We start from the raw sequence: 22,956 nt of genomic DNA, 5'->3' as shown, positions 1-22,956 counted from the left end.
CAATTCCCGTAGGGCAACTGCCCCCTACGCGCTCTCCCACCCAGGGGTGCGTAGGGGGCAGTTAGGGGTTGTCGGGGAGATTGAGCGGTGAATAGCCTGCCGCTGAGCAGTCGATTCGGTCATGACATGAAGCGGCTGTATACCCGATGTAATTCTCGGCTTTTTGTAAAACAGTTTCCTGTGCCGTCTGCTGCAAATGGGTGGTTGCGTTAAATGGCGAATGAAGAGACGCTGCGGGACTACCTGAAGCTGGTGACGGCGGATCTGCATCAGACGCGTCAGCGGCTGCGCGACGTCGAGGCGAAGAACCAGGACCCCATCGCCATCGTCGGCATGGGCTGCCGCTACCCCGGTGGTGTCAGCTCGCCCGAGGAGCTGTGGCAGCTCGTCGTCGACGGCGGCGACGCCATCACCGGCTTCCCCGCCGACCGCGGCTGGGACATGGAGACCGTCTACCACCCCGACCCTGAGCACCCGGGCACCAGCTACGCCAACCAGGGCGGCTTCGTCCAGGACTTCGCGCGCTTCGACCCCTCCCTCTTCGGGATCTCGCCGCGCGAGGCGCTGGCCATGGACCCGCAGCAGCGGCTGCTCCTGGAAACCTCGTGGGAGGCGTTCGAGCGGGCCGGGATCGACCCGACCTCGATGCGCGGCAAGCAGGTCGGCGTCTTCGTCGGCACCAGCAACCACGACTATCTGGCCGCGCTGCTGAGTTCGTCCGAGAACGTGGAGGGCTACCTCGGCACCGGCAACGCGGCCAGCGTCGCCTCCGGCCGGCTCTCCTACACCTTCGGACTCGAAGGCCCGGCCGTCACCGTAGACACCGCCTGCTCGTCCTCCTCGGTCGCCCTGCACCTGGCCGTGCAGGCGCTGCGCAACGGCGAGTGCTCGCTCGCGCTCGCGGGCGGCGCCACCCTGATGTCGGCGCCCGGCACCTTCATCGACTACAGCAAGCAGCGCGGCCTGGCCACCGACGGCCGCTGCAAGGCTTTCTCGCCGGACGCCGACGGATTCAGCCTCGCCGAGGGCGTCGGCATCCTGCTCGTCGAGCGGCTCTCCGACGCCCGCCGCAAGGGCCACCCCGTGCTCGCCGTCGTCCGGGGCACCGCCGTCAACCAGGACGGTGCCAGCAACGGCCTGACCGCGCCCAACGGCCCGTCCCAGCAGCGCGTCATCCTCCAGGCTCTCTCCAATGCCCGGCTCACCCCCGACCAGGTCGACGCCGTCGAGGCCCACGGCACCGGCACCGGCCTCGGCGACCCGATCGAGGCGCAGGCGCTCATCGCCACCTACGGTCAGGACCGCCCCGACGGCCGGCCGCTGTGGCTGGGCTCGCTCAAGACCAACATCGGGCACGCACAGGCCGCCGCCGGAGTCGCGGGTGTCATCAAGAGCGTCATGGCGATGCGCCACGGTCTGCTGCCGCGCACCCTGCACGTGGACGAGCCGACCCCGCACGTCGACTGGGCGGCGGGAGAAGTGTCCCTGCTCACCGAGGCGCGGCTGTGGCCGCAGAACGACCAGCCGCGCAGGATCGGTGTCTCGTCGTTCGGCATGAGCGGCACCAACGCCCACATCATCCTGGAGAGCGCCCCGGAGACCGACGCCGACCAGCCGGCCGCCGCCGACTCACCGCAGACCCAGCGAACAGCCCTGCCCGTCGTCCTGTCCGGCAGGACCGAGGCCGCCCTGCGTTCCCAGGCTGCGGCGCTGCACACCCACCTCACGTCCCACCCCGGCCTCGGCATCGCCGACCTCGCCTACTCGCAGGCTCTCACCCGGGCCGCCCTCGACCGCCGGGCGGCCGTCGTCGCCCACGACCGCGACACTCTGCTGGCGGGGCTCGCGACACTCGCGGAAGGCCGCCCCTCCGCCGATGTGGTCGAAGGAAGCGCCACGGAAGGCAAGCTGGCGTTCCTTTTCACGGGGCAGGGGAGTCAGCGGCTGGGGATGGGGCGTGAGCTGTATGAGGCGTATCCGGTGTTCGCGGAGGCGCTGGATGCGGTGTGTGCGCGGCTGGAACTGCCGTTGAGGGATGCGCTGTTCGGGTCCGATGGTGATCTGCTGGATCAGACCGCGTACACGCAGCCTGCGTTGTTTGCGGTTGAGGTGGCGTTGTTCCGGCTGGTGGAGTCGTGGGGTCTGAGGCCGGACTTCCTGGCGGGGCATTCGATCGGTGAGATTGCCGCCGCGCATGTCGGCGGTGTGTTCTCTTTGGAGGACGCCTGCACGTTGGTGGCGGCTCGTGGGCGTCTCATGCAGGCGCTGCCGGCCGGTGGCGTGATGATCGCGCTCCAGGCATCCGAGGACGAGATCCTGCCGCTCCTCACCGACCGCGTGAGTGTTGCGGCCATCAACGGTCCGCAGTCGGTGGTCATCGCCGGTGACGAGGATGTGGCGGTTGCGATCGCCGAGTCCTTCGAGGCTCAGGGCCGCAAGACCAAGCGCCTCACCGTCAGCCACGCCTTCCACTCGCCGCACATGGACGGCATGCTCGACGCCTTCCGTACGGTCGCCGAGGGCATCTCGTACGAGTCCCCGCGCATCCCGGTCGTCTCCAACCTCACCGGCGCCCTCGTCTCCGACGAGATGGGCTCGCCCGACTTCTGGGTCCGCCATGCCCGCGAAGCCGTCCGCTTCCTCGACGGCATCCGCTGGCTGGAGAGCCGCGGGGTCACCACGTACATCGAACTCGGCCCCGGCGGCATCCTGTCCGCCCTCGGTCAGGACTGCCAGACCGCGACCGGCCCCCGCGCGGCGGTCTTCCTGCCCGCGCTGCGCACCGGCCGCGGCGAGGCATGGTCGCTGACCGCCGCCATCGCCGGCGCCCATGTGCGCGGCCTCTCCCCGGACTGGGCCGCCCGCTTCGCCGGGACCGGCGCACACCGCGTCGAACTGCCCACCTACGCCTTCCAGCGCGACCTGTACTGGCCCCGCGACCCCTTCACCGATCTGACGGAACCCGCCGACGGCAGCGAACTCGGCGCCACCGACGCCAAGTTCTGGGAAGTCGTCGACAGCGAGGACCTGGCCGCGCTCGCCGACACCCTCGGGGTCGACGGGGACGAGCCGCTCAGCAGCGTGCTGCCCGCGCTCTCCGCATGGCATCGCCGCCACCGCGACCGCGACACTGTGGACGGCTGGCGCTACCGCGTCACCTGGAAGCCGCTCACGGACACCACACCCGCGCCCCTCGCCGGGCACTGGCTCCTGGCCGTACCCGCCGGGCGCGCCGACGACCCGTGGATCGCGGCTGCCGAGCGGACGCTGACTGCGCGCGGTGTCACTGTCAGCATCCTCGCGCTCGACGCAGCTCTCGACGACCGTGCCGCTATCGCCCAGCGGATCGGCGAAGCCCTCACGGACGCCGAGGCACCCGCCGGGGTGCTCTCCCTGCTGGCACTCGATGAGCGGCCGCACCCCGAGGACCCGGCACTGTCCGCGGGGCTCGCCGCCACCACAGCCCTCGTCCAGGCGCTCGGCGACGCCGGCGTGGAGGCCCCGCTGTGGGCCGCCACCCGGGGCGCGGTCTCCACCGGCCGCTCCGACCGGCTCGTGGGCGTCGCCCAGGCCCAGGTCTGGGGCCTCGGCCGCACCGCCGCCCTCGAACTGCCCAGCCGCTGGGGCGGTCTCGTCGACCTGCCCCAGACTCCCGACGAGCGGGCGGCCGGCCGCCTCGCCGACGTCCTGGGCGGTCTCGGAACCGAGGACCACCTCGCCGTACGCTCCACCGGCATCTTCGTCCGCAGGCTGGCCCGCGCCACCCAGGAAGAGCGCCCCGCCACCGAGTGGACCACCGCCGGCACCGCTATGGTCACCGGCGGCACGGGCGCGCTCGGCCGGCAGGTCGCCCGCCTCCTCGCCCGCGCCGGAGCGGACCGTCTGCTGCTGGTCAGCAGGCGCGGCCCGGACGCCGAAGGCACGGGCGAGCTCGCCGCCGAACTGCGCGAGCTGGGCGCCGAGGTCACCTTCGCCGCCTGCGACGTCGCCGACCGCGACGCCGTCGCGGCGCTGCTCGCCTCCATCCCGGCCGAGCACCCCCTCACCACGGTCGTCCACGCCGCAGGCGTACTCGACGACGGCGTCCTGGACGCCCAGACACCGCAGCGCCTCGCCGGTGTCCTACGGCCCAAGGCGCACGCGGCACACGTTCTGCACGAGCTGACCTGCGACCTGGACCTCTCTGCGTTCGTCCTCTTCTCCTCCGTCGCCGCCGTCTTCGGCGCCGCCGGCCAGGCCAACTACGCCGCCGCGAACGCCTACCTGGACGCCCTCGCCGAGCAGCGCCGCGCCGACGGCCTGCCCGCCACCGTGCTCGCCTGGGGCGCCTGGGCCGACGGCGGCATGGCCACCGACGACCTCGTCGCCGAGCGCCTGCGGCTGGCCGGACTGCCCGCCCTCGCGCCCGAACTGGCTCTGTCCGCACTGCACACGGCGCTCACCCTGGACGAGACCGCCTCCGTCGTCGCCGACATCGACTGGGAGCGGCTGGCCCCCGGCCTCACCGCCGTACGTCCCTGCCCGCTGATCGCCGACCTTCCGGAGGCCACGCACGCGCTCGCCGCCGCCGAAGGGTCCGCCACGGCCGGCGACACCGCCGATACCTTCGCGCGGCAGCTCGCCGACGCCACCGCGGGCGAACGGGACCAGCTGGCCCTGGAGTTCGTACGCACCCAGGTCGCCGCTGTGCTCGGCTACGCCGGACCCGAATCCGTCGACCCCGGCAGCGCCTTCCGGGACCTCGGCTTCGACTCTCTCACCGCGGTGGAGATCCGCAACCTCCTGACCTCCCGCACCGGCCTGCGTCTGCCCGCAACGCTGATCTTCGACTACCCCAACTCCCTCTCCCTGGCCGCCTTCCTGCAGGGCGAACTGCTCGGCTCGCAGACACCCGGCTCGCAGACGCCGGATGCGGCTCGCCGCACCCTCGCGGCCTCCGGACCGGCCACCGACGACGACCCCATTGCGATCGTCGCGATGAGCTGCCGCTTCCCCGGCGGCGTGCAGAGTCCGGAAGACCTCTGGCAGCTGCTCGTCACCGGACGTGACGCGATCTCCGGGTTCCCCGCCGACCGCGGGTGGGACCTCGACGGGCTGTACGACCCCGAGTCCGTCGCCGAGAACACCAGTTACGTCCGCGAGGGCGGCTTCCTCGCCGACGCCACCGACTTCGACCCCGGCTTCTTCGGGATCTCGCCGCGCGAGGCGCTGGCGATGGACCCGCAGCAGCGCCTGCTCCTGGAAACCTCGTGGGAGGCGTTCGAGCGGGCCGGGATCGACCCCGCCGCCGTGCGGGGCGAGCAGATCGGTGTCTTCACGGGCACCAACGGCCAGGACTACCTCAACCTCATCCTGGCCGCCCCCGACGGCGTCGAGGGCTTCCTCGGCACCGGCAACGCCGCGAGCGTCGTCTCCGGCCGGGTCAGTTACGTCCTCGGCCTGGAGGGCCCGGCGGTCACCGTCGACACCGCATGCTCATCGTCGCTGGTCGCGCTGCACTGGGCGATCCAGGCGCTGCGACAGGGCGAGTGCACCATGGCGCTGGCCGGCGGCGTGACGGTGATGTCCACGCCCGCCTCCTTCATCGACTTCAGCCGTCAGCGCGGTCTTGCGGAGGACGGCCGTATCAAGGCGTTCGCGGCGGCTGCGGACGGTACGGGCTGGGGCGAGGGCGTCGGCATGCTGCTCGTCGAGCGGCTGTCCGACGCCCGCAGGAACGGCCACCCGGTCCTTGCCGTCGTGCGCGGCTCGGCGATCAACCAGGACGGTGCCAGCAACGGTCTGACCGCCCCCAACGGGCCGTCCCAGCAGCGCGTCATCCGTCAGGCCCTCGCCGGCGGCGGCCTGACGACCACAGACGTCGACGCGGTGGAGGCCCATGGCACGGGCACCAAGCTCGGCGACCCGATCGAGGCGCAGGCCCTGCTCGCCACCTACGGCCAGGACCGCCCCGACGGCCGGCCGTTGCTGCTCGGCTCGATCAAGTCGAACCTCGGTCACACGCAGGCCGCGGCCGGTGTCGCCGGTGTCATGAAGATGGTCCTCGCGATGCAGCACGGAGTGCTGCCGCAGACCCTGCACGTCGACGAGCCGACCCCGCACGTCGACTGGTCGGCGGGCGATGTGGAGCTGCTGGCCCAAGCCGTGGAGTGGCCGGAGACCGGCCGTCCGCGCCGCGCGGGCGTGTCGTCGTTCGGCATCAGCGGCACGAACGCCCACACGATCATCGAGCAGGCCCCGGAGGCCGTACCTTCAGCCCCGTCCGCGTCCGCGCACACCGATGGCCGCCCGCTGCCGTGGCGCCTCTCGGCGAAGAGCCAGGACGCCCTGCGCGACCAGGCGCGCCGACTGTACGCCCACGCGGAGCTGCACCCCGAACTGCGCGCTGCCGACCTGGGGTTCTCCCTGGCTGTCGGCCGCTCGGCGTTCGAACGGCGTGCGGCAGTGGTTGCTGCGGACCGTGAGGGTCTGCTGGCGGGGCTTGAGGCGCTTGCGGAGGGCGGTCCGGCGGCGGGTCTGGTGGAAGGTTCGCCGGTCGCCGGGAAGCTGGCGTTCCTGTTCACGGGGCAGGGGAGTCAGCGGTTGGGAATGGGGCGTGAGCTGTACGAGGTGTATCCCGTGTTCGCGGACGCGCTGGACGCGGTGTGCGCGCACGTGGACGGGTACCTCGAAGTGCCGCTGAAGGAGGTGCTGTTCGCGGCCGAGGGCGATGCCCTGAACGAGACCGCGTACACGCAGCCTGCGTTGTTTGCGGTTGAGGTGGCATTGTTCCGGCTGGTGGAGTCGTGGGGTCTGCGGCCCGATTTCCTGGCCGGTCACTCGATCGGTGAGATTGCTGCCGCGCATGTGGCGGGTGTGTTCTCGCTGGAGGACGCCTGCACGGTGGTGGCGGCTCGTGGCCGGTTGATGCAGGCGCTGCCGACGGGTGGCGTGATGATCGCGGTGCAGGCGTCGGAGGACGAGGTTCTGCCGCTGCTCACCGACCGGGTGAGCATCGCCGCCATCAACGGTCCGCAGTCGGTGGTCATCGCCGGTGACGAGGATGCAGCGGTTGCGATCGCGGAGTCCTTCGAGGCTCAGGGCCGCAAGACCAAGCGTCTGACGGTCAGCCATGCGTTCCACTCGCCGCACATGGATGGCATGCTCGACGCCTTCCGTACGGTCGCCGAGGGCATCTCGTACGAGTCCCCGCGCATCCCGGTGGTCTCCAACCTCACCGGGACCCTCGTCTCCGACGAGATGGGCTCCGCCGGCTTCTGGGTACGGCACGTCCGCGAGGCGGTCCGGTTCCTGGACGGCATCCGCACTCTGGAAGCCGCCGGCGTCACGACATACATCGAACTCGGCCCGGACGGCGTGCTGTCCGCCCTCGCCCAGGACTGCCTGACCGCAGACGCGGACACCGTCTTCGCGCCCGTCCTCCGCTCCGGCCGCCCCGAGGCCGAGACCGTCACCGCGGCCCTCGCCCAGGCTCACGTCCACGGCACCCCCGTCGACTGGGACGCGTACTTCTCCGGTACCGGCGCCCAGCGCGTCGACCTCCCCACCTACGCCTTCCAGCGGCAGCGCTACTGGCCCGCCGTCTCTTCCCTCTACCTCGGCGACGTCGAGGCGATCGGCCTCGACGACACCGGACATCCGCTCCTGAGCGCCGGTGTCGCCCTGCCCGAGTCCGACGGCATGGTGTTCGCCGGCCGGCTGTCGCTCGACACCCACCCCTGGCTGGCCGACCACGCCATTCTCGGCAGCGTCCTGCTGCCCGGTACCGCCTTCGTGGAGCTCGCGATCCGGGCCGGTGACCAGCTCGGCTGCGACTACCTCGAGGAGCTGACGCTCGAAGCGCCTCTGATCCTGCCCGAGCACGGCGGCGTCCAGCTGCGCGTGTGGGTCGGTGCCGCCGAGGAGGCCGGGCGTCGTCCGCTCGCCCTGCACTCGCGTGCCGAGGGGCTGGCGGCCGAGGAGCCGTGGACACGGCACGCCAGCGGTGTGCTCGCCGCAGGCGGGCGACCCCCGGCCGCCTTCGACCTGACGACCTGGCCCCCGGCCGGTGCCACCGAAGTGGAACTGGACGGGCGGTACGACGAGCTCGCAGGCATCGGATTCGCCTACGGGCCCACCTTCCAGGGCCTGCGTACGGCATGGCAGCGGGACGGCGAGATCTACGCAGAGGTCAGGCTGCCGGAGGGCGCCGAGGACGAGGCGGGCCGCTTCGGCCTGCACCCGGCGCTGCTCGACGCGGCCCTGCACGCCATCGGTCTGGGCGGTATCGGCGCGGACGACGGTCAGGGAAGGCTGCCCTTCGCCTGGACCGGGGTGTCGCTGCACGCGGGCGGCGCCGCCGCACTGCGGGTCCGCCTCGCACCGGCCGGTGCCGAAGGGGTCCGGCTGGAGATCGCGGACGCCTCGGGCGCCCCGGTCGCGGCCGTCGAGTCCCTCGGCCTGCGCCCGGTGACGGCCGATCAGCTCCGCGCGGCCCGCGCGACCTACCACGAGTCCGTGTTCCGCCAGCAGTGGACCGAGCTGCCGGGCTTCGGCGCTGACGCCGCCGCCCCCGCAGCCCGGTACGCGCTCCTCGCCGGAGACACCACACGGACCGAGGGCCGCTACCCGGACACCGACCGCTACCCGGACCTGGCGGCGCTTGCCGCAGCGGTCGAAGCGGGAACGGCCGTACCGGACGAGGTCTTCATCGAGCTCGAGCCCGCGCCGGCGCCCGGGGTTCTCTCCGCGCCGGCCGTGCACAGCGCTGCCCATGACGCGCTGACGCTCACCCAGACCTGGCTGGCCGACGAGCGGTTCGCCGCCTCCCGCCTGGTATTCGTCACCCGGGGCGCGGTCGCCGCCGACCCGGCCGACGATGTGACCGACCTGGCCGCCGCCACGGTGTGGGGCCTGTTGCGGTCCGCGCAGACGGAGAACCCCGGCAGGATCGCGCTCGCCGACACCGATGGCCACGACCGGACCGACCAGGCACTGCCGGCGGCTCTCACCTCCGACGAGGAGAGGTTCGCGCTGCGCGCGGGCTCCGTGCTCGTTCCCCGCCTCGCCCGGGTCGAGATCCAGCCGGACGAGCCCGGCCGTGCCCCTGCCTTCGGACCCGGCGGTACGGTCCTGATCACTGGAGCCACGGGTGCGCTGGGCGGACTGATCGCCCGGCACCTCGCCGCCGAACACGGCGTGGAGCGGCTGCTCCTCGTCGGCCGGCGGGGAGCCGACGCCCCGGGCGCGGCCGAACTCGTCGCCGAGCTTGCCGAGTCGGGCGCCCGGGCGACCTGGGCGGCGTGCGACGTGGCCGACCGGGAGGCGCTCGCCGCGCTGCTCGCGGACATCCCCGCCGAGCATCCGCTGAGCGCCGTCGTCCACACCGCCGGAGTCCTCGACGACGGGATCATCTCCTCGCTGACCCCTGAGCGGCTGTCCACGGTCCTGCGCCCCAAGGTGGACGCGGCCTGGAACCTGCACGAGCTGACCCGGGACCTCGACCTCTCCGCGTTCGTGCTCTTCTCCTCCACCTCCGGCCTCTTCGGCGGCCCGGGGCAGGGCAACTACGCCGCTGCCAACTCCTTCCTGGACGCCCTCGCCCAACACCGCCGTGCCCATGGGCTCCCGGCGACCGCGACGGCCTGGGGCCTGTGGTCCGTCGCCGACGGCATGGCGGGCGCGCTGGACGCGGCCGACGTCAACCGCATGCGCCGGGCCGGACTGCCGCCGCTGATGGCCTCCGACGGCCTGGAGCTGTTCGACACGGCCGTCTCCCTCGACGACGCGTCTGTCGCACTCATGCGGGTGGACACCGAAGCGCTGCGCATCCAGGCCGCGGCAGGCACCATCGCGCCGCTGCTGCGCGGGCTCGTGCGGATTGTGGCCCGGCGGTCCGTCGACGCGTCGGCCGCCGCCGGTGCCGCCAAGTCGGAGCTGCGCGGCAGGCTGGCGGGGCTCTCCGCTGCCGAACAGGACCGTGCCCTGCTGGATGTGGTGCGTACCCAGGTCGCGGCCGTGCTCGGACACGCAGGTCCCGCGGCCGTCGAGTCGGGCCGGGCCTTCAAGGAGCTGGGCTTCGACTCGCTCACCGCGGTGGAACTGCGCAACCGCCTGAACGCCGCCACCGCCCTGCGGCTGCCCGCGACCCTGATCTTCGACTACCCGGACCCGACCGTCCTCGCCCGGCATCTGCGCGCCGAGCTGATCGGCGACGACGTCATGGCCGCTGCGGCCGGACCCGTGACGGCCGTGGCCGACGACGAGCCCATCGCCATCGTGGCCATGAGCTGCCGCTACCCCGGTGACGTACGAACCCCCGAGGACCTGTGGCAGCTGCTGACGGCGGGTGTGGACGGCATCACGCGGCTCCCCGAGAACCGGGGCTGGGACACCGAGGGACTGTACGACCCCGACCCGGAGAGCCAGGGCACGTCGTACGCGCGGGACGGCGGATTCCTGCACGACGCCGCCGACTTCGACGCCTCCTTCTTCGGGATCTCGCCGCGTGAGGCGCTGGCCATGGACCCGCAGCAGCGGCTGCTCCTGGAAACGACCTGGGAGGTCTTCGAGCGGGCCGGAATCGCACCGTCGGCGGTGCGCGGCAGCCGTACGGGCGTCTTCGCGGGCGTCATGTACCACGACTACGGCGCACGGCTGCACGCCGTGCCCGACGGGGTCGAGGGCTACCTGGGCACCGGCAGCTCCAGCAGCATCGTGTCGGGCCGCGTCGCCTACACCTTCGGTCTGGAGGGCCCGGCCGTCACCGTCGACACGGCCTGCTCCTCGTCGCTGGTCGCCCTGCACCTCGCGGCCCAGGCACTGCGCAACGGCGAGTGCTCGCTCGCCCTCGCGGGCGGTGTCACCGTGATGTTCACGCCCGGCACCTTCATCGAGTTCAGCCGCCAGCGCGGCCTGGCTGCCGACGGCCGCTGCAAGTCCTTCGCGGCAGCCGCGGACGGTACGGGCTGGGGCGAGGGCGCGGGCATGCTCCTGCTGGAGCGGCTCTCGGACGCCCGCCGCAACGGTCATCAGGTCCTGGCGGTCGTCCGCGGCTCGGCCGTCAACCAGGACGGTGCCAGCAACGGTCTGACCGCCCCGAACGGACCCTCGCAGCAGCGTGTCATCCGCCAGGCACTCGCCAACGCGGGTGTCGCCGCCGGACAGGTCGATGTGGTCGAGGCGCACGGCACGGGCACCACGCTCGGCGACCCGATCGAGGCGCAGGCGTTGCTCGCCACGTACGGCCAGGAGCACACCGACGACCAGCCGCTGCTGCTGGGCTCGGTGAAGTCCAACCTCGGTCACACGCAGGCCGCTTCGGGTGTCGCCGGTGTCATCAAGATGGTCATGTCGATGCGGCACGGTGTGCTGCCGAAGACCCTGCACGTGGACGAGCCGACGCCGCACGTCGACTGGTCGGCGGGCGCGGTGTCCCTCCTGACCGAGGAGGTGCAGTGGCCGGAGACCGGCCGTCCGCGCCGCGCGGGCGTCTCCTCGTTCGGCATCAGTGGCACCAACGCGCACGCCATCATCGAGCAGGCCCCGGAGCCGGACGCCGCGCAGCCGCAGGCGGAGTCGCAGCCGGACGCCGCCGAACCGACGCTCGTGCCCCTGCTCGTGTCGGCCCGCGGCGAGGTCGCGCTCCGCGCCCAAGCCCGCCGGCACCACGCCCACGTCCACGCCGACCCCGCACTGCGCGCCGTCGACCTCGGCCTCTCCCTGGCGACGACCCGCTCGGCGCTGGAACAGCGCGCCGCGCTGGTGGCCGGGGACCGCGCGGAACTGCTGCGCGGCCTGGACGCTCTGGCCCGCGGCGAGGACACGGCGGGACTCCTGCGCGGCACCGCCCGCGAGAGCCGGCCGGCGTTCCTGTTCACCGGCCAGGGCAGCCAGCGGGTGGGGATGGGGAGCGAGCTGTACGAGGCGTATCCCGTCTTCGCGCAGGCGCTGGACGAGATCTGCGCCGAACTGGACCGGCATCTCGAAGTGCCTTTGAAGGATGTGCTGTTCGCGGCTGAGGGCGATGCCCTGAACGAGACCGCGTACACGCAGCCTGCGTTGTTCGCGGTGGAGGTGGCGCTGTTCCGGCTGGTCGCGTCGTGGGGTGTGAAGCCGGACTTCCTGGCCGGTCACTCGATCGGTGAGATCGCCGCAGCCCATGTGGCTGGGGTCTTCTCACTCCAGGACGCCAGTGAACTGGTCGCGGCTCGTGGGCGTCTGATGCAGGCGCTGCCGGCCGGTGGCGTGATGATCGCCGTGCAGGCGTCGGAGGACGAGGTTCTGCCGCTCCTGACGGACCGGGTCAGCATTGCCGCCATCAATGGCCCGCAGTCGGTCGTGATCGCGGGCGACGAGGCCGACGCGGTCGCGATCGCCGAGTCCTTCACGGGTCGTAAGACGAAGCGTCTGACGGTGAGTCATGCATTTCACTCGCCGCACATGGACGGCATGCTCGCCGACTTCCGCAAGGTCGCCGAGGGTCTGGTCTACGAAAGCCCGCGCATCCCGGTCGTCTCCAACCTGACCGGCGCGCTCGTCACGGACGAGATGTCGTCCGCCGACTTCTGGGTCCGGCACGTCCGCGAGGCCGTCCGTTTCCTCGACGGCATCCGCACCCTGGAGGACGCCGGCGTCACCACGTACATCGAACTCGGCCCCGACGGTGTGCTGTCCGCCCTGGCCCAGGAGTGTGTCACCGGCGAGGGCACGGTCTTCGTACCCGTCCTCCGGACCGGCCGCCCCGAGACCGGGACGGTCACCACGGCCCTCGCGCAGGCCCACGTCCAAGGCGTGCCCGTGGACTGGCAGGCGTACTACTCCGGCACCGGCGCGCGGCGCGTCGAGCTGCCCACCTATGCCTTCCAGCGCAAGCGGTACTGGCTCGACGTCGGCGTGTCCGTCGAGGACGTATTGGCGGCGGGACTCGACACGGCCGACCACCCGCTGCTCGGCGCCACCGTCGAACTGCCCGCGTCCGACGGACTGGTCCTCACCGGACGCCTCGCGCTCTCCACGCATCCCTGGCTGACCGACCACACGGTCATGGACACCGTCCTGCTGCCCGGCACGGCGTTTGTCGAACTGGCCCTGCGGGCCGGTGAACAGGTCGGCTGCGACACCCTCGAAGAGCTGGCCATCGAAGCCCCGCTCACCCTGCCCGACCAGGGAGCCGTACAGCTCCAGCTGGCAGTCGACGCACCGGACGACGCCGGGCGGCGGACACTGACGCTGCACTCCCGCCGCGCGGACGCCCCGGCGGACGAGCCGTGGACCCGGCACGCCAGCGGAGTCCTCGCGCACACCGCGCCGACGCGCGCCTTCGACCTGGCGCAGTGGCCGCCGGCCGACGCGGAGCCCGTGCCCACCGACGGGTTCTACCCGGGTGCGGCCGCGGCCGGACTCGGCTACGGGCCCGTCTTCCAGGGGCTGCGGGCGGCCTGGAGGCGCGGCGACGAGCTGTTCGCCGAGGTCGCACTCGACGAGGAGTACGAGGGCGAAGCCGCCGCCTACGGTGTGCACCCCGCCCTGCTCGACGCCGCCCTGCACGCCATCGGCCTCGGCGCGCCCGGCGCATCCGCCGACGCCCCGGCCGAGGGAGCCCGGCTGCCCTTCGCCTGGACCGGCGTACGGCTGTACGCGTCCGGTGCGGCCGGCATCCGCGTCCGGCTGACCGCCGCCGAATCCGGCGGCGTGGCCCTGGACGTGGCGGACTCCACCGGCGCGCCGGTGGCCTCGGTCGACTCCCTGATCCTGCGCCCCGTCTCGGCAGCGCAGCTCGGCGAGGGCCGGGCCGCGCACCACGAGTCGCTGTTCGGCGTCGAGTGGGCCAAGGTGCCCGTCCCTGCGGGTGCCATCCCCTCCGGTGAGCGCTGGGCCGTGCTCGGGGACGACGAGCCGGACCTCAGGGTCGGCGGCGAACGGCTCGACGCGTACGCCGGTCTCACCGAACTGCGCGACGAACTCGCGGCAGGGGCCTCGGCACCGGACGTTGTCGTCGTGCCGCTGTCGCCCGCCGCGTCCGACAGCGGCCGGGCCGCGACCGCCAGGGCCGCCGCGCACCGCGCGCTCGCCCTGGTCAAGGAGTGGCTGGCCGATGAACGGCTCGACGGCTCCCGGCTGGTGCTGCTGACCCGGGGCGCGGTTGCCGCCGTGCCCGGCGAGCATGTGGCGGACCTGGCCCACGCCCCGGTGTGGGGTCTGGTGCGGTCCGCGCAGTCGGAGAACCCCGGCCGGTTCGTACTCGCGGACACCGACGGCACCGACGCCTCCTTCGGGGCGCTGGCCGCCGCGCTCGCGACCGACGAGCCGCAGCTCGCGCTGCGGTCGGGCGAAGCACACGCCTTCCGGCTGCGCCGCATCGCCCGTGCCGCGTCCGAGGCGGCCGCCGACGGCCTCAAGGCGATCGACGCCGACGGCACCGTCCTGATCACCGGCGCGACCGGCACCCTCGGCGGACTCTTCGCCCGCCATCTGGTCACCGCACACGGCGTGCGGCATCTGTTGCTGCTGAGCCGCCGAGGTGATCAGGCTCCGGGTGCCGCCGAACTAACCCGTGAGCTGCGGGAGTCGGGCGCGGAGGTGACCTGGGCGGCGTGCGACGCGGCCGACCGGGAGGCGCTGGCGGCGGTACTGGCGTCCGTACCGGGCGAGCGTCCTCTGACGGCGGTCGTGCACACGGCGGGTGTCCTCGACGACGGCATCATCGACTCGCTCACCCCCGAACGCCTCGACACCGTCCTGCGCCCCAAGGTCGACGCGGCCTGGAACCTGCACGAGCTGACCGAGGGCCGTGAGCTCTCCGCGTTCGTGCTCTTCTCCTCGGTCGCCGGCTGCTTCGGCGCTGCGGGCCAGGGCAACTACGCTGCCGCCAACTCCTTCCTGGACGCCCTCGCCCAGCACCGCACGGCCCGCGGCCTCACGGCGAGCTCCCTCGCCTGGGGTCTGTGGGCGGCCGACGACGGCATGGCGGGCGCCCTCGACGACGCCGACCTGACCCGGATGGCCCGCTCCGGTGTGGCCGCGCTCGCACCCCACGAGGGGCTGGCGCTGTTCGACACCTCCCGCACCCTGGACGATGCGGTCCTCGTGCCCATGCGGATCGAGCTGGGCGCACTGCGCGCCCAGGCCGCGGACGGCACCCTGCCGCCGCTGCTGCGCGGACTGGTACGCACCCCCGCGCGCCGGGCCGCCGACTCCGGAGCACGCACCGGAACCCGTCACGGCACGGACTCGGCCGGCTCCCTCGAAGAGCGGCTCGCGGGCCTGTCGGCCGCCGAACGCGACCAGGCGCTCATGGAGTTGGTCCGCACTCAGGTGGCCACGGTCCTGGGCTACGCGGGCGCGGACGACGTCGACGCCGGACGGGGCTTCCTCGACCTGGGCTTCGACTCGCTGACGGCGGTCGATCTGCGCAACCGGCTCACGGCGAGCTCCGGACTCCGGCTGCCCGTCACGCTGATCTTCGACTATCCGTCTCCCGCCGCGCTCGCCGCGTACCTCGGCGAGCGGCTCGGCCAGGGCGACCCGTCCCGCCGGCCCGTCCACGCGGAACTCGACAAGCTCGAATCGATCCTCTCGACGGTCGGCCCCGACGACGTCGAACGCGCGGGCATCACCGCCCGGCTGCGAGACCTTCTGGCGAAGTGGAATGAAACGCACAGTGCACAGGACAGCGCCGCCGACGAGCGGGAAATCCAGTCCGCGACGGCCGACGAGATCTTCGATCTCCTCGACGACGAACTGGGGCTGTCCTGACCGGCTCCGGGCCGCCCACCGCTCCGGCTCCCTCATTCCGATCCACCTGCTCCGCGCGAGCTTTCCGACTCTGACCACGGGGATGGCGTAAATGGTGAACGAGGAGAAGTACCTCGATTACCTCAAGCGGGCGACGACCGACCTCCGCGAGGCCCGACGACGGCTGCGCGAGGTGGAGGAGCGGGAGCAGGAGCCGATCGCGGTCGTGGCGATGAGCTGCCGCTACCCCGGAGGCATCGACACCCCCGAGCAGCTGTGGGAACTCGTCGCCCGCGGCGGCGACGCGGTCTCCGCCTACCCCACGGACCGAGGGTGGGACGCCGACGTCCTCTTCGACCCCGACCCCGAGACCGGGATCGAGGCGTACGAACAGGTCGGCGGCTTCCTGCACGACGCGGCCGACTTCGACGCCTCCTTCTTCGGGATCTCGCCGCGTGAGGCGCTGGCCATGGACCCGCAGCAGCGCCTGCTCCTGGAAACGTCCTGGGAAGCGTTCGAGCGGGCCGGGATCGACCCCGCGACACTGCGCGGCAGCCGTACGGGCGTCTTCGCCGGGCTGATGTACCACGACTACGCCGCACGGCTGTTCAGCGTGCCCGAGGAGATCGAAGGCTTCCTCGGCAACGGCAGCTCCGGCAGCATCGCCTCGGGCCGCATCGCCTACACCCTCGGGCTCGAGGGCCCCGCCGTCACCGTCGACACGGCGTGCTCGTCCTCGCTGGTCGCCGTGCACCTGGCCGCCCAGGCACTGCGCAACGGTGAGTGCGCGCTCGCGCTGGCCGGCGGTGTCACCGTCATGTCGACGCCCGGCACGTTCACCGAGTTCAGCCGCCAGCGCGGTCTGGCGGGCGACGGCCGCTGCAAGTCCTTCGCCGCCGCCGCGGACGGTACGGGCTGGGGCGAGGGCGCCGGCATGCTCGTCCTGGAACGGCTCTCCGAAGCCCGCAAGAACGGCCACCCCGTCCTCGCGCTGGTCCGCGGCTCCGCCGTCAACCAGGACGGTGCCAGCAGCGGCCTGACCGCGCCGAACGGCCCGTCGCAGCAGCGCGTCATCCGCCAGGCACTCGCCGGGGCGCGGCTGTCGGCCACCCAGATCGACGCGGTCGAGGCCCACGGCACCGGCACCACCCTCGGCGACCCGATCGAGGCGCAGGCACTCCTCGCCACCTACGGCCAGGACCGTCCCGAAGACCGGCCGCTGTGGCTGGGCTCCATCAAGTCGAACATGGGACACACGCAGGCCGCGGCCGGTGTCGCGGGCATCATCAAGATGGTCATGGCGATGCGGCACGGAGTGCTTCCGCGGACCCTGCACGTCGACGAGCCGACACCGAACGTCGACTGGGCCGAGGGCGCGGTCTCCCTGCTCACTGAGTCCGTGCCGTGGCCGGAGACCGGCGCGCCGCGCAGGGCGGGCGTCTCGTCGTTCGGCATCAGCGGCACCAACGCCCACACCATCCTCGAACAGGCCCCGGACGCGGACGAGGCCGAGGAAGCCACCCCCGCCGTCGTCGCGCCGCCCGTGCCGCCGCTCTGGAATCTCTCGGCCAAGACCCCGGCCGCCCTGCGCGCCCAGGCAGGGAAACTCCACGCGCACCTGACCGCCCACCCCGGCCTGCGCGCCGGGGACATCGCCCACTCCCTCGCGACCCGGCGCACCGCCTTCGAACACCGCGCGGTCCTCACGGCCTCCGACGAGCTCGGACTCCCTCTCGCGCTGGAAGCCCTCGCGGCCCTCGGCCCCGAAGAGACGGCGCCGGGCATCACCCAGGGCCGCCCGGTCGCCGGAAAGACGGCGTTTCTTTTCACGGGGCAGGGGAGTCAGCGGCTGGGGATGGGCCGTGAGTTGTACGAGGCGTATCCGGTGTTCGCGGAGGCGCTGGATGCGGTGTGTGCTCGGCTGGATCTTGAAGTGCCGCTGAAGGACGTCCTGTTCGGGGACGACGGTGATGCTCTCAACCAGACCGCGTACACGCAGCCTGCGTTGTTTGCGGTTGAGGTGGCGTTGTTCCGGCTGGTGGAGTCGTGGGGTCTGCGGCCGGACTTCCTGGCGGGGCATTCGATCGGTGAGATTGCCGCGGCTCATGTGGCGGGTGTGTTCTCTTTGGAGGACGCCTGCATGCTGGTGGCGGCTCGTGGGCGTCTCATGCAGGCGCTGCCGGCCGGTGGCGTGATGATCGCGCTCCAGGCATCCGAGGACGAGATCCTGCCGCTCCTCACCGACCGCGTGAGTGTTGCGGCCATCAACGGTCCGCAGTCGGTGGTCATCGCCGGCGACGAGGCCGACGCGGTTGCGATCGCCGAGTCCTTCGAGGCTCAGGGCCGCAAGACCAAGCGTCTGACGGTCAGTCACGCCTTCCACTCGCCGCACATGGACGGCATGCTCGACGCCTTCCGTACGGTCGCCGAGGGCATCTCGTACGAGTCTCCGCGCATCCCGGTGGTCTCCAACCTCACCGGCGCGCTCGTCTCCGACGAGATGGGCTCGGCCGACTTCTGGGTCCGGCACGTCCGCGAAGCCGTCCGCTTCCTCGACGGCATCCGTGCCCTCGCCGACCGCGATGTCGTGCACTTCGTCGAACTGGGCCCGGACGGCGTCCTGTCCGCCCTGGCCCAGGAGTGCCTGACCGGCGACACCGCCGTCTTCGTGCCCGTGCTCCGCAAGGGCCGTTCCGAGCCCGAGACCCTGACCGGCGCGCTGGCGCGGCTCCATGTCCGCGGGGTGGCCGTCGACTGGAACGCGTACTACTCGGGTACGGGCGTCCAGCGCGTCGACCTGCCCACCTACGCCTTCCAGCGCGACGCCTACTGGCTCGACGCCGGCCGGCCCCTCGGCGACGTCTCCTCGGCCGGGCTCGGAGCCGCCGATCACCCCTTGCTCGGCGCCGCCGTAGCGCTCGCCGACATCGACGGCTTCCTCTACACCGGCCGTCTCTCGCTCGACACCCACCCCTGGCTCGCCGACCACGCCGTCATGGGCTCGGCGGTGCTGCCCGGCACCGCCTTCGTCGAGCTGGCGATCCGCGCCGGCGATCAGGTGGGCTGCGACCTGCTCGAAGAACTGACTCTCCACGCGCCGCTCGTGCTGCCCGAGTACGGCGGTGTGCAGGTCCAGCTGTGGGTAGGCGCACCGGACGCCACGGGCCGCCGCTCCCTCGGCGTGCACTCCCGCCCCGAACCCGCCACGGACACCGCCGGCCAGGACACCGACGCCGCAGAGCCGTGGACGCGGCACGCCGACGGCGTCCTCGCCGCGGGCGCCGCGCAGCCGTCCTTCGCCCCGGACGTCTGGCCCCCGGCCGACGCCACACCCCTGCCCGTCGGAGATCTGTACGCCGGGCTCGCAGAGGCGGGCTTCCAGTACGGCCCCGCCTTCCAGGGCGTACGCGCGGCCTGGCGGAGCGATGAGGCGGCCTACGTCGAAATCGAGCTGGCCGATGAACAGCGCGCCGAGGCCTCCCTGTTCGGGCTGCACCCCGCGCTGCTCGACTCGGCGCTGCACACCATCGGTCTGGCCGGACTGGTCGAGGACACCGGTCGGGGAAGGCTGCCGTTCTCCTGGACAGGGGTGTCCCTGCACGCCGTGGGCACCTCGGTGCTGCGCGTACGGCTGTCGAAGGCCGGACCGGACGCGGTGTCCCTGGCCCTGGCCGACGGCGCCGGACAGCCCGTCGCCGACATCGCGTCGCTCGCCCTGCGCACGGTCTCGGCGGCGGAGCTGGACGCCGGGAGGGGCGGCCACCACGACGCGCTGTTCCGCGTGGACTGGACCCCGGTGACGCTGCCCGGCGTGAGCGAGGAGCGCTGGGCGGTGCTCGGAGAGCCGTCGCCCGCCGGTGAGTCGGGGGAGCACGTCGAGTCGAGGGAGCCCGCCGTTCGCCACACGGACCTCGCGGCTCTGAGCGCGGCCCTCGACGCGGGTGCCCCCGTGCCCAGTGCCGTCCTCGTACCGCACCTGAACGCACCCGCCCTCACCCCCGAGGCGGTCCACGAGGCCGTGCACCGGGCGCTCGACCTGCTGCGGCACTGGCCGGCCGACGACCGGCTCGCCGACACCCGTCTCGTCCTGCTCACTCGCGGCGCGGTCGCCGCCGCGACCGGTGACCAGGTGCCCGATCCGGTGCACGCCGCGGTCTGGGGCCTGGTGCGTTCCGCGCAGTCCGAGCACCCGGGCCGCTTCGTCCTCGTCGACGCAGACGCAGACGCAGACGTCGACGCCGACACCGATGACGTGTCCTGGCAGACGCTCGGCGCCGTGCTCGCCTCCGAGGAGCCGCAGCTCGCCCTGCGCGACGGCATCGCCCATGCACCCCGGCTGGTCAAGGTCCCTTCCGGGCCCCGCGCCGAGACGCCTTCGTACGACGCCGACGGCACCGTCCTGATCACGGGCGCGACCGGCACCCTCGGTCGGCTCGTCGCCCGGCACCTCGTGACCGAGCGCGGCGTGCGGCATCTGTTGCTGCTGAGCCGCCGAGGTGATCAGGCTCCGGGTGCCGCCGAACTGACGCGTGAGCTGCGGGAGTCGGGCGCGGAGGTGACCTGGGCGGCGTGCGACGCGGCCGACCGGGAGGCGCTGGCGGCGGTACTGGCGTCCGTACCGGGCGAGCGTCCGCTGACGGCGGTCGTGCACACGGCCGGTGTCCTCGACGACGGCATCATCGACTCGCTCACCCCCGAACGCCTCGACACCGTCCTGCGCCCCAAGGCCGACGCGGCCCTGCACCTCCATGAACTGACCCGCGACCTCGGCCTGTCGGCTTTCGTCCTCTTCTCCTCGGCCGCCGGAGTCTTCGGCGCGCCCGGCCAGGGCAACTACGCTGCCGCCAACTCCTTCCTCGACGCCCTCGCCCAGCACCGGCGCGCCCAAGGAATCCCCGGCCAGTCGCTGGCCTGGGGGCTGTGGGAGGACGCCGACGGCATGGCGGGCGCCCTGGACCGGGCCGACCTCGACCGTATGAAGCGCGGCGGCGTACAAGGCCTCACTGCCGACGAGGGCCTTGCGCTCCTCGACCTTGCCGACGCCCTGGGCGCGGCCGACGACGAGCAGGACACGGTCGGGCGCGGGCTGCTCGTGCCGATGCGACTGGCCCTCCCCGTCGTCGACCGCGGGGCTGACGTCGCCCCGCTGCTGCGAGGGTTGGTCCGTAGCCCCGCACGGCGTGCCGCCTCCGGTGCCGCCGGGCGTCCCGCGACGGACCTCTCCGCCCTGGAGCACCGGCTCATCGGCCTCGATGCGCCCGAGCGGGAGCGGCTGCTCCTCGACCTCGTCCGCAGACATGTCGCCGACGTGCTCGGCCACGGCTCCCCGGACGCCGTCGACCCCGAACACGCCTTCAGCGAGCTGGGCTTCGACTCCCTCACGGCGGTGGAACTGCGCAACCGCCTGGGCGCGGCCGTCGGCAGGCGCCTGCCCGCAACGCTGATCTTCGACTACCCGACCTCGGCCGCTCTCGCCCGTCACCTCTCCGGTGAACTCGGCGGGGACCAGAACACGTTCACATCCACGGGGCCCGCGCCCACCACGGTCGACGACGACCGGATCGCCATCGTGGCGATGAGCTGCCGCTACCCCGGCGGAGTGACCACCCCCGAGGAGCTGTGGCAGCTCCTGGAGGGCGGAGGCGACGCGATCTCCGGCTTCCCCGCCGACCGTGGCTGGGACGTCGAGTCGCTGTACGACCCCGATCCCGACCACCCCGGCACCTCGTACACCCGCCACGGCGGCTTCCTGCACGACGCCGCCGCGTTCGACCCGACGTTCTTCGGTATCTCGCCGCGCGAGGCCGTCGGAACGGACCCCCAGCAACGGCTCCTCCTGGAGACCACCTGGGAGGCGTTCGAGAGGGCCGGGATCGACCCGGCCACCGTGCGGGGCAGTCGGACCGGTGTCTTCGCCGGTGTGATGTACCACGACTACGCCGCCCTGCTGGAGGGCTCGGCCGACGGAGCGGACGGCTCGCTCGGCTCGGGCAGCACCGGCAGTATCGCCTCGGGCCGGGTCTCGTACACCTTCGGCCTCGAAGGACCCGCCGTCACCATCGACACCGCCTGCTCGTCGTCGCTGGTCGCCCTGCACATGGCGATCCAGGCCCTGCGCACCGGCGAGTGCGACATGGCGCTGGCCGGCGGTGTCACCGTCATGGCGACCCCCGGTACGTTCGTGGGCTTCAGCCGCCAGCGCGGTCTGTCCGCCGACGGCCGCTGCCGGGCCTTCTCGGCCGACGCCGACGGCACGGGCTGGGGCGAGGGCGCCGGAATGCTGCTCGTCGAGCGGCTGTCGGACGCGCGGGCCAAGGGCCATCCGGTCCTGGCCGTGGTCCGTGGCTCGGCGATCAACCAGGACGGCGCGAGCAACGGGCTCACGGCCCCGAACGGCCCGTCGCAGCAGCGCGTGATCCGCGCGGCCCTCGCCGGCGCGGGCCTGACGGCCACCGATGTGGACGCGGTCGAGGCACACGGCACCGGTACGACGCTGGGCGACCCGATCGAGGCGCAGGCACTGCTCGCGACCTACGGTCAGGAACACACCGAGGACAGCCCGCTGTGGCTCGGCTCGATCAAGTCGAACCTGGGTCACACCCAGGCCGCTGCCGGTGTCGCGGGCATCATGAAGATGGTCCTCGCCATCCAGCACGGCGTGCTGCCCCGCACCCTGCACGCGGAACAGCCCTCACCGCACGTGAACTGGTCGGAGGGCGCGGTCTCGCTGCTCACCGAGTCCGTCCCGTGGCCGGAGACGGGCCGTCCTCGCCGAGCGGGCGTGTCGTCGTTCGGCATCAGCGGCACCAACGCGCACACGATCATCGAGCAGGCGCCGGAGGAAGACTCACCGGCCCCGGCTGATGCCGTGGTCGTGCCGGGCGTGCTGCCGCTGCGGCTCTCGGGCCGCAGCGCCGACGCCCTGTCGGCCCAGGCCCGCGCCCTGCGCGCACACCTGACGGCCCACCCTGACCTCGACCTGACGGACCTGGCGTACTCACTGGCCACCAGCCGTGCCACGTTCGACCACCGGGCGATCCTGGTCGCGACGGACGGCAACACGGCCGCCACCGCGCTCGACGCACTCGCCGACCGGCGAACGGCACCGGGCTTGGTGGGGGGCACGGTCAGCAAGGGCGGTCGTACGGCGTTCCTGTTCACGGGGCAGGGGAGTCAGCGGCTGGGGATGGGCCGGGAGCTGTACGAGGCGTATCCGGTGTTCGCGGAGGCGCTGGATGCGGT

The 22,956-nt window shown here is 72.7% G+C and carries 2 protein-coding genes; both read left to right on the top strand.

Annotated features, from left to right (window positions below):
- Positions 1-213 precede the first annotated feature (213 nt).
- The gene (locus tag AB0D12_RS37925; RefSeq protein ID WP_362693699.1) at positions 214-15,735 is read left to right on the top strand and encodes a type I polyketide synthase; all 15,522 of its coding nucleotides are present in this window, start codon (positions 214-216) and stop codon (positions 15,733-15,735) included.
- 91 nt (positions 15,736-15,826) lie between these two features.
- On the top strand, positions 15,827-22,956 hold a 7,130-nt coding region (locus tag AB0D12_RS37920; protein ID WP_362693697.1), incomplete at its 3' end, for a type I polyketide synthase.

Source organism: Streptomyces sp. NPDC048479, from assembly GCF_040651435.1.
Lineage (GTDB): Bacteria > Actinomycetota > Actinomycetes > Streptomycetales > Streptomycetaceae > Streptomyces.
This window is presented reverse-complemented; position numbering and strand designations above follow the sequence as displayed.

Coding starts and splice junctions, on each gene's coding strand:
- AB0D12_RS37925 (WP_362693699.1), top strand. CDS start 214: ATGGCGAATGAAGAGACGCTGCGGGACTACCTGAAGCTGGTGACGGCG.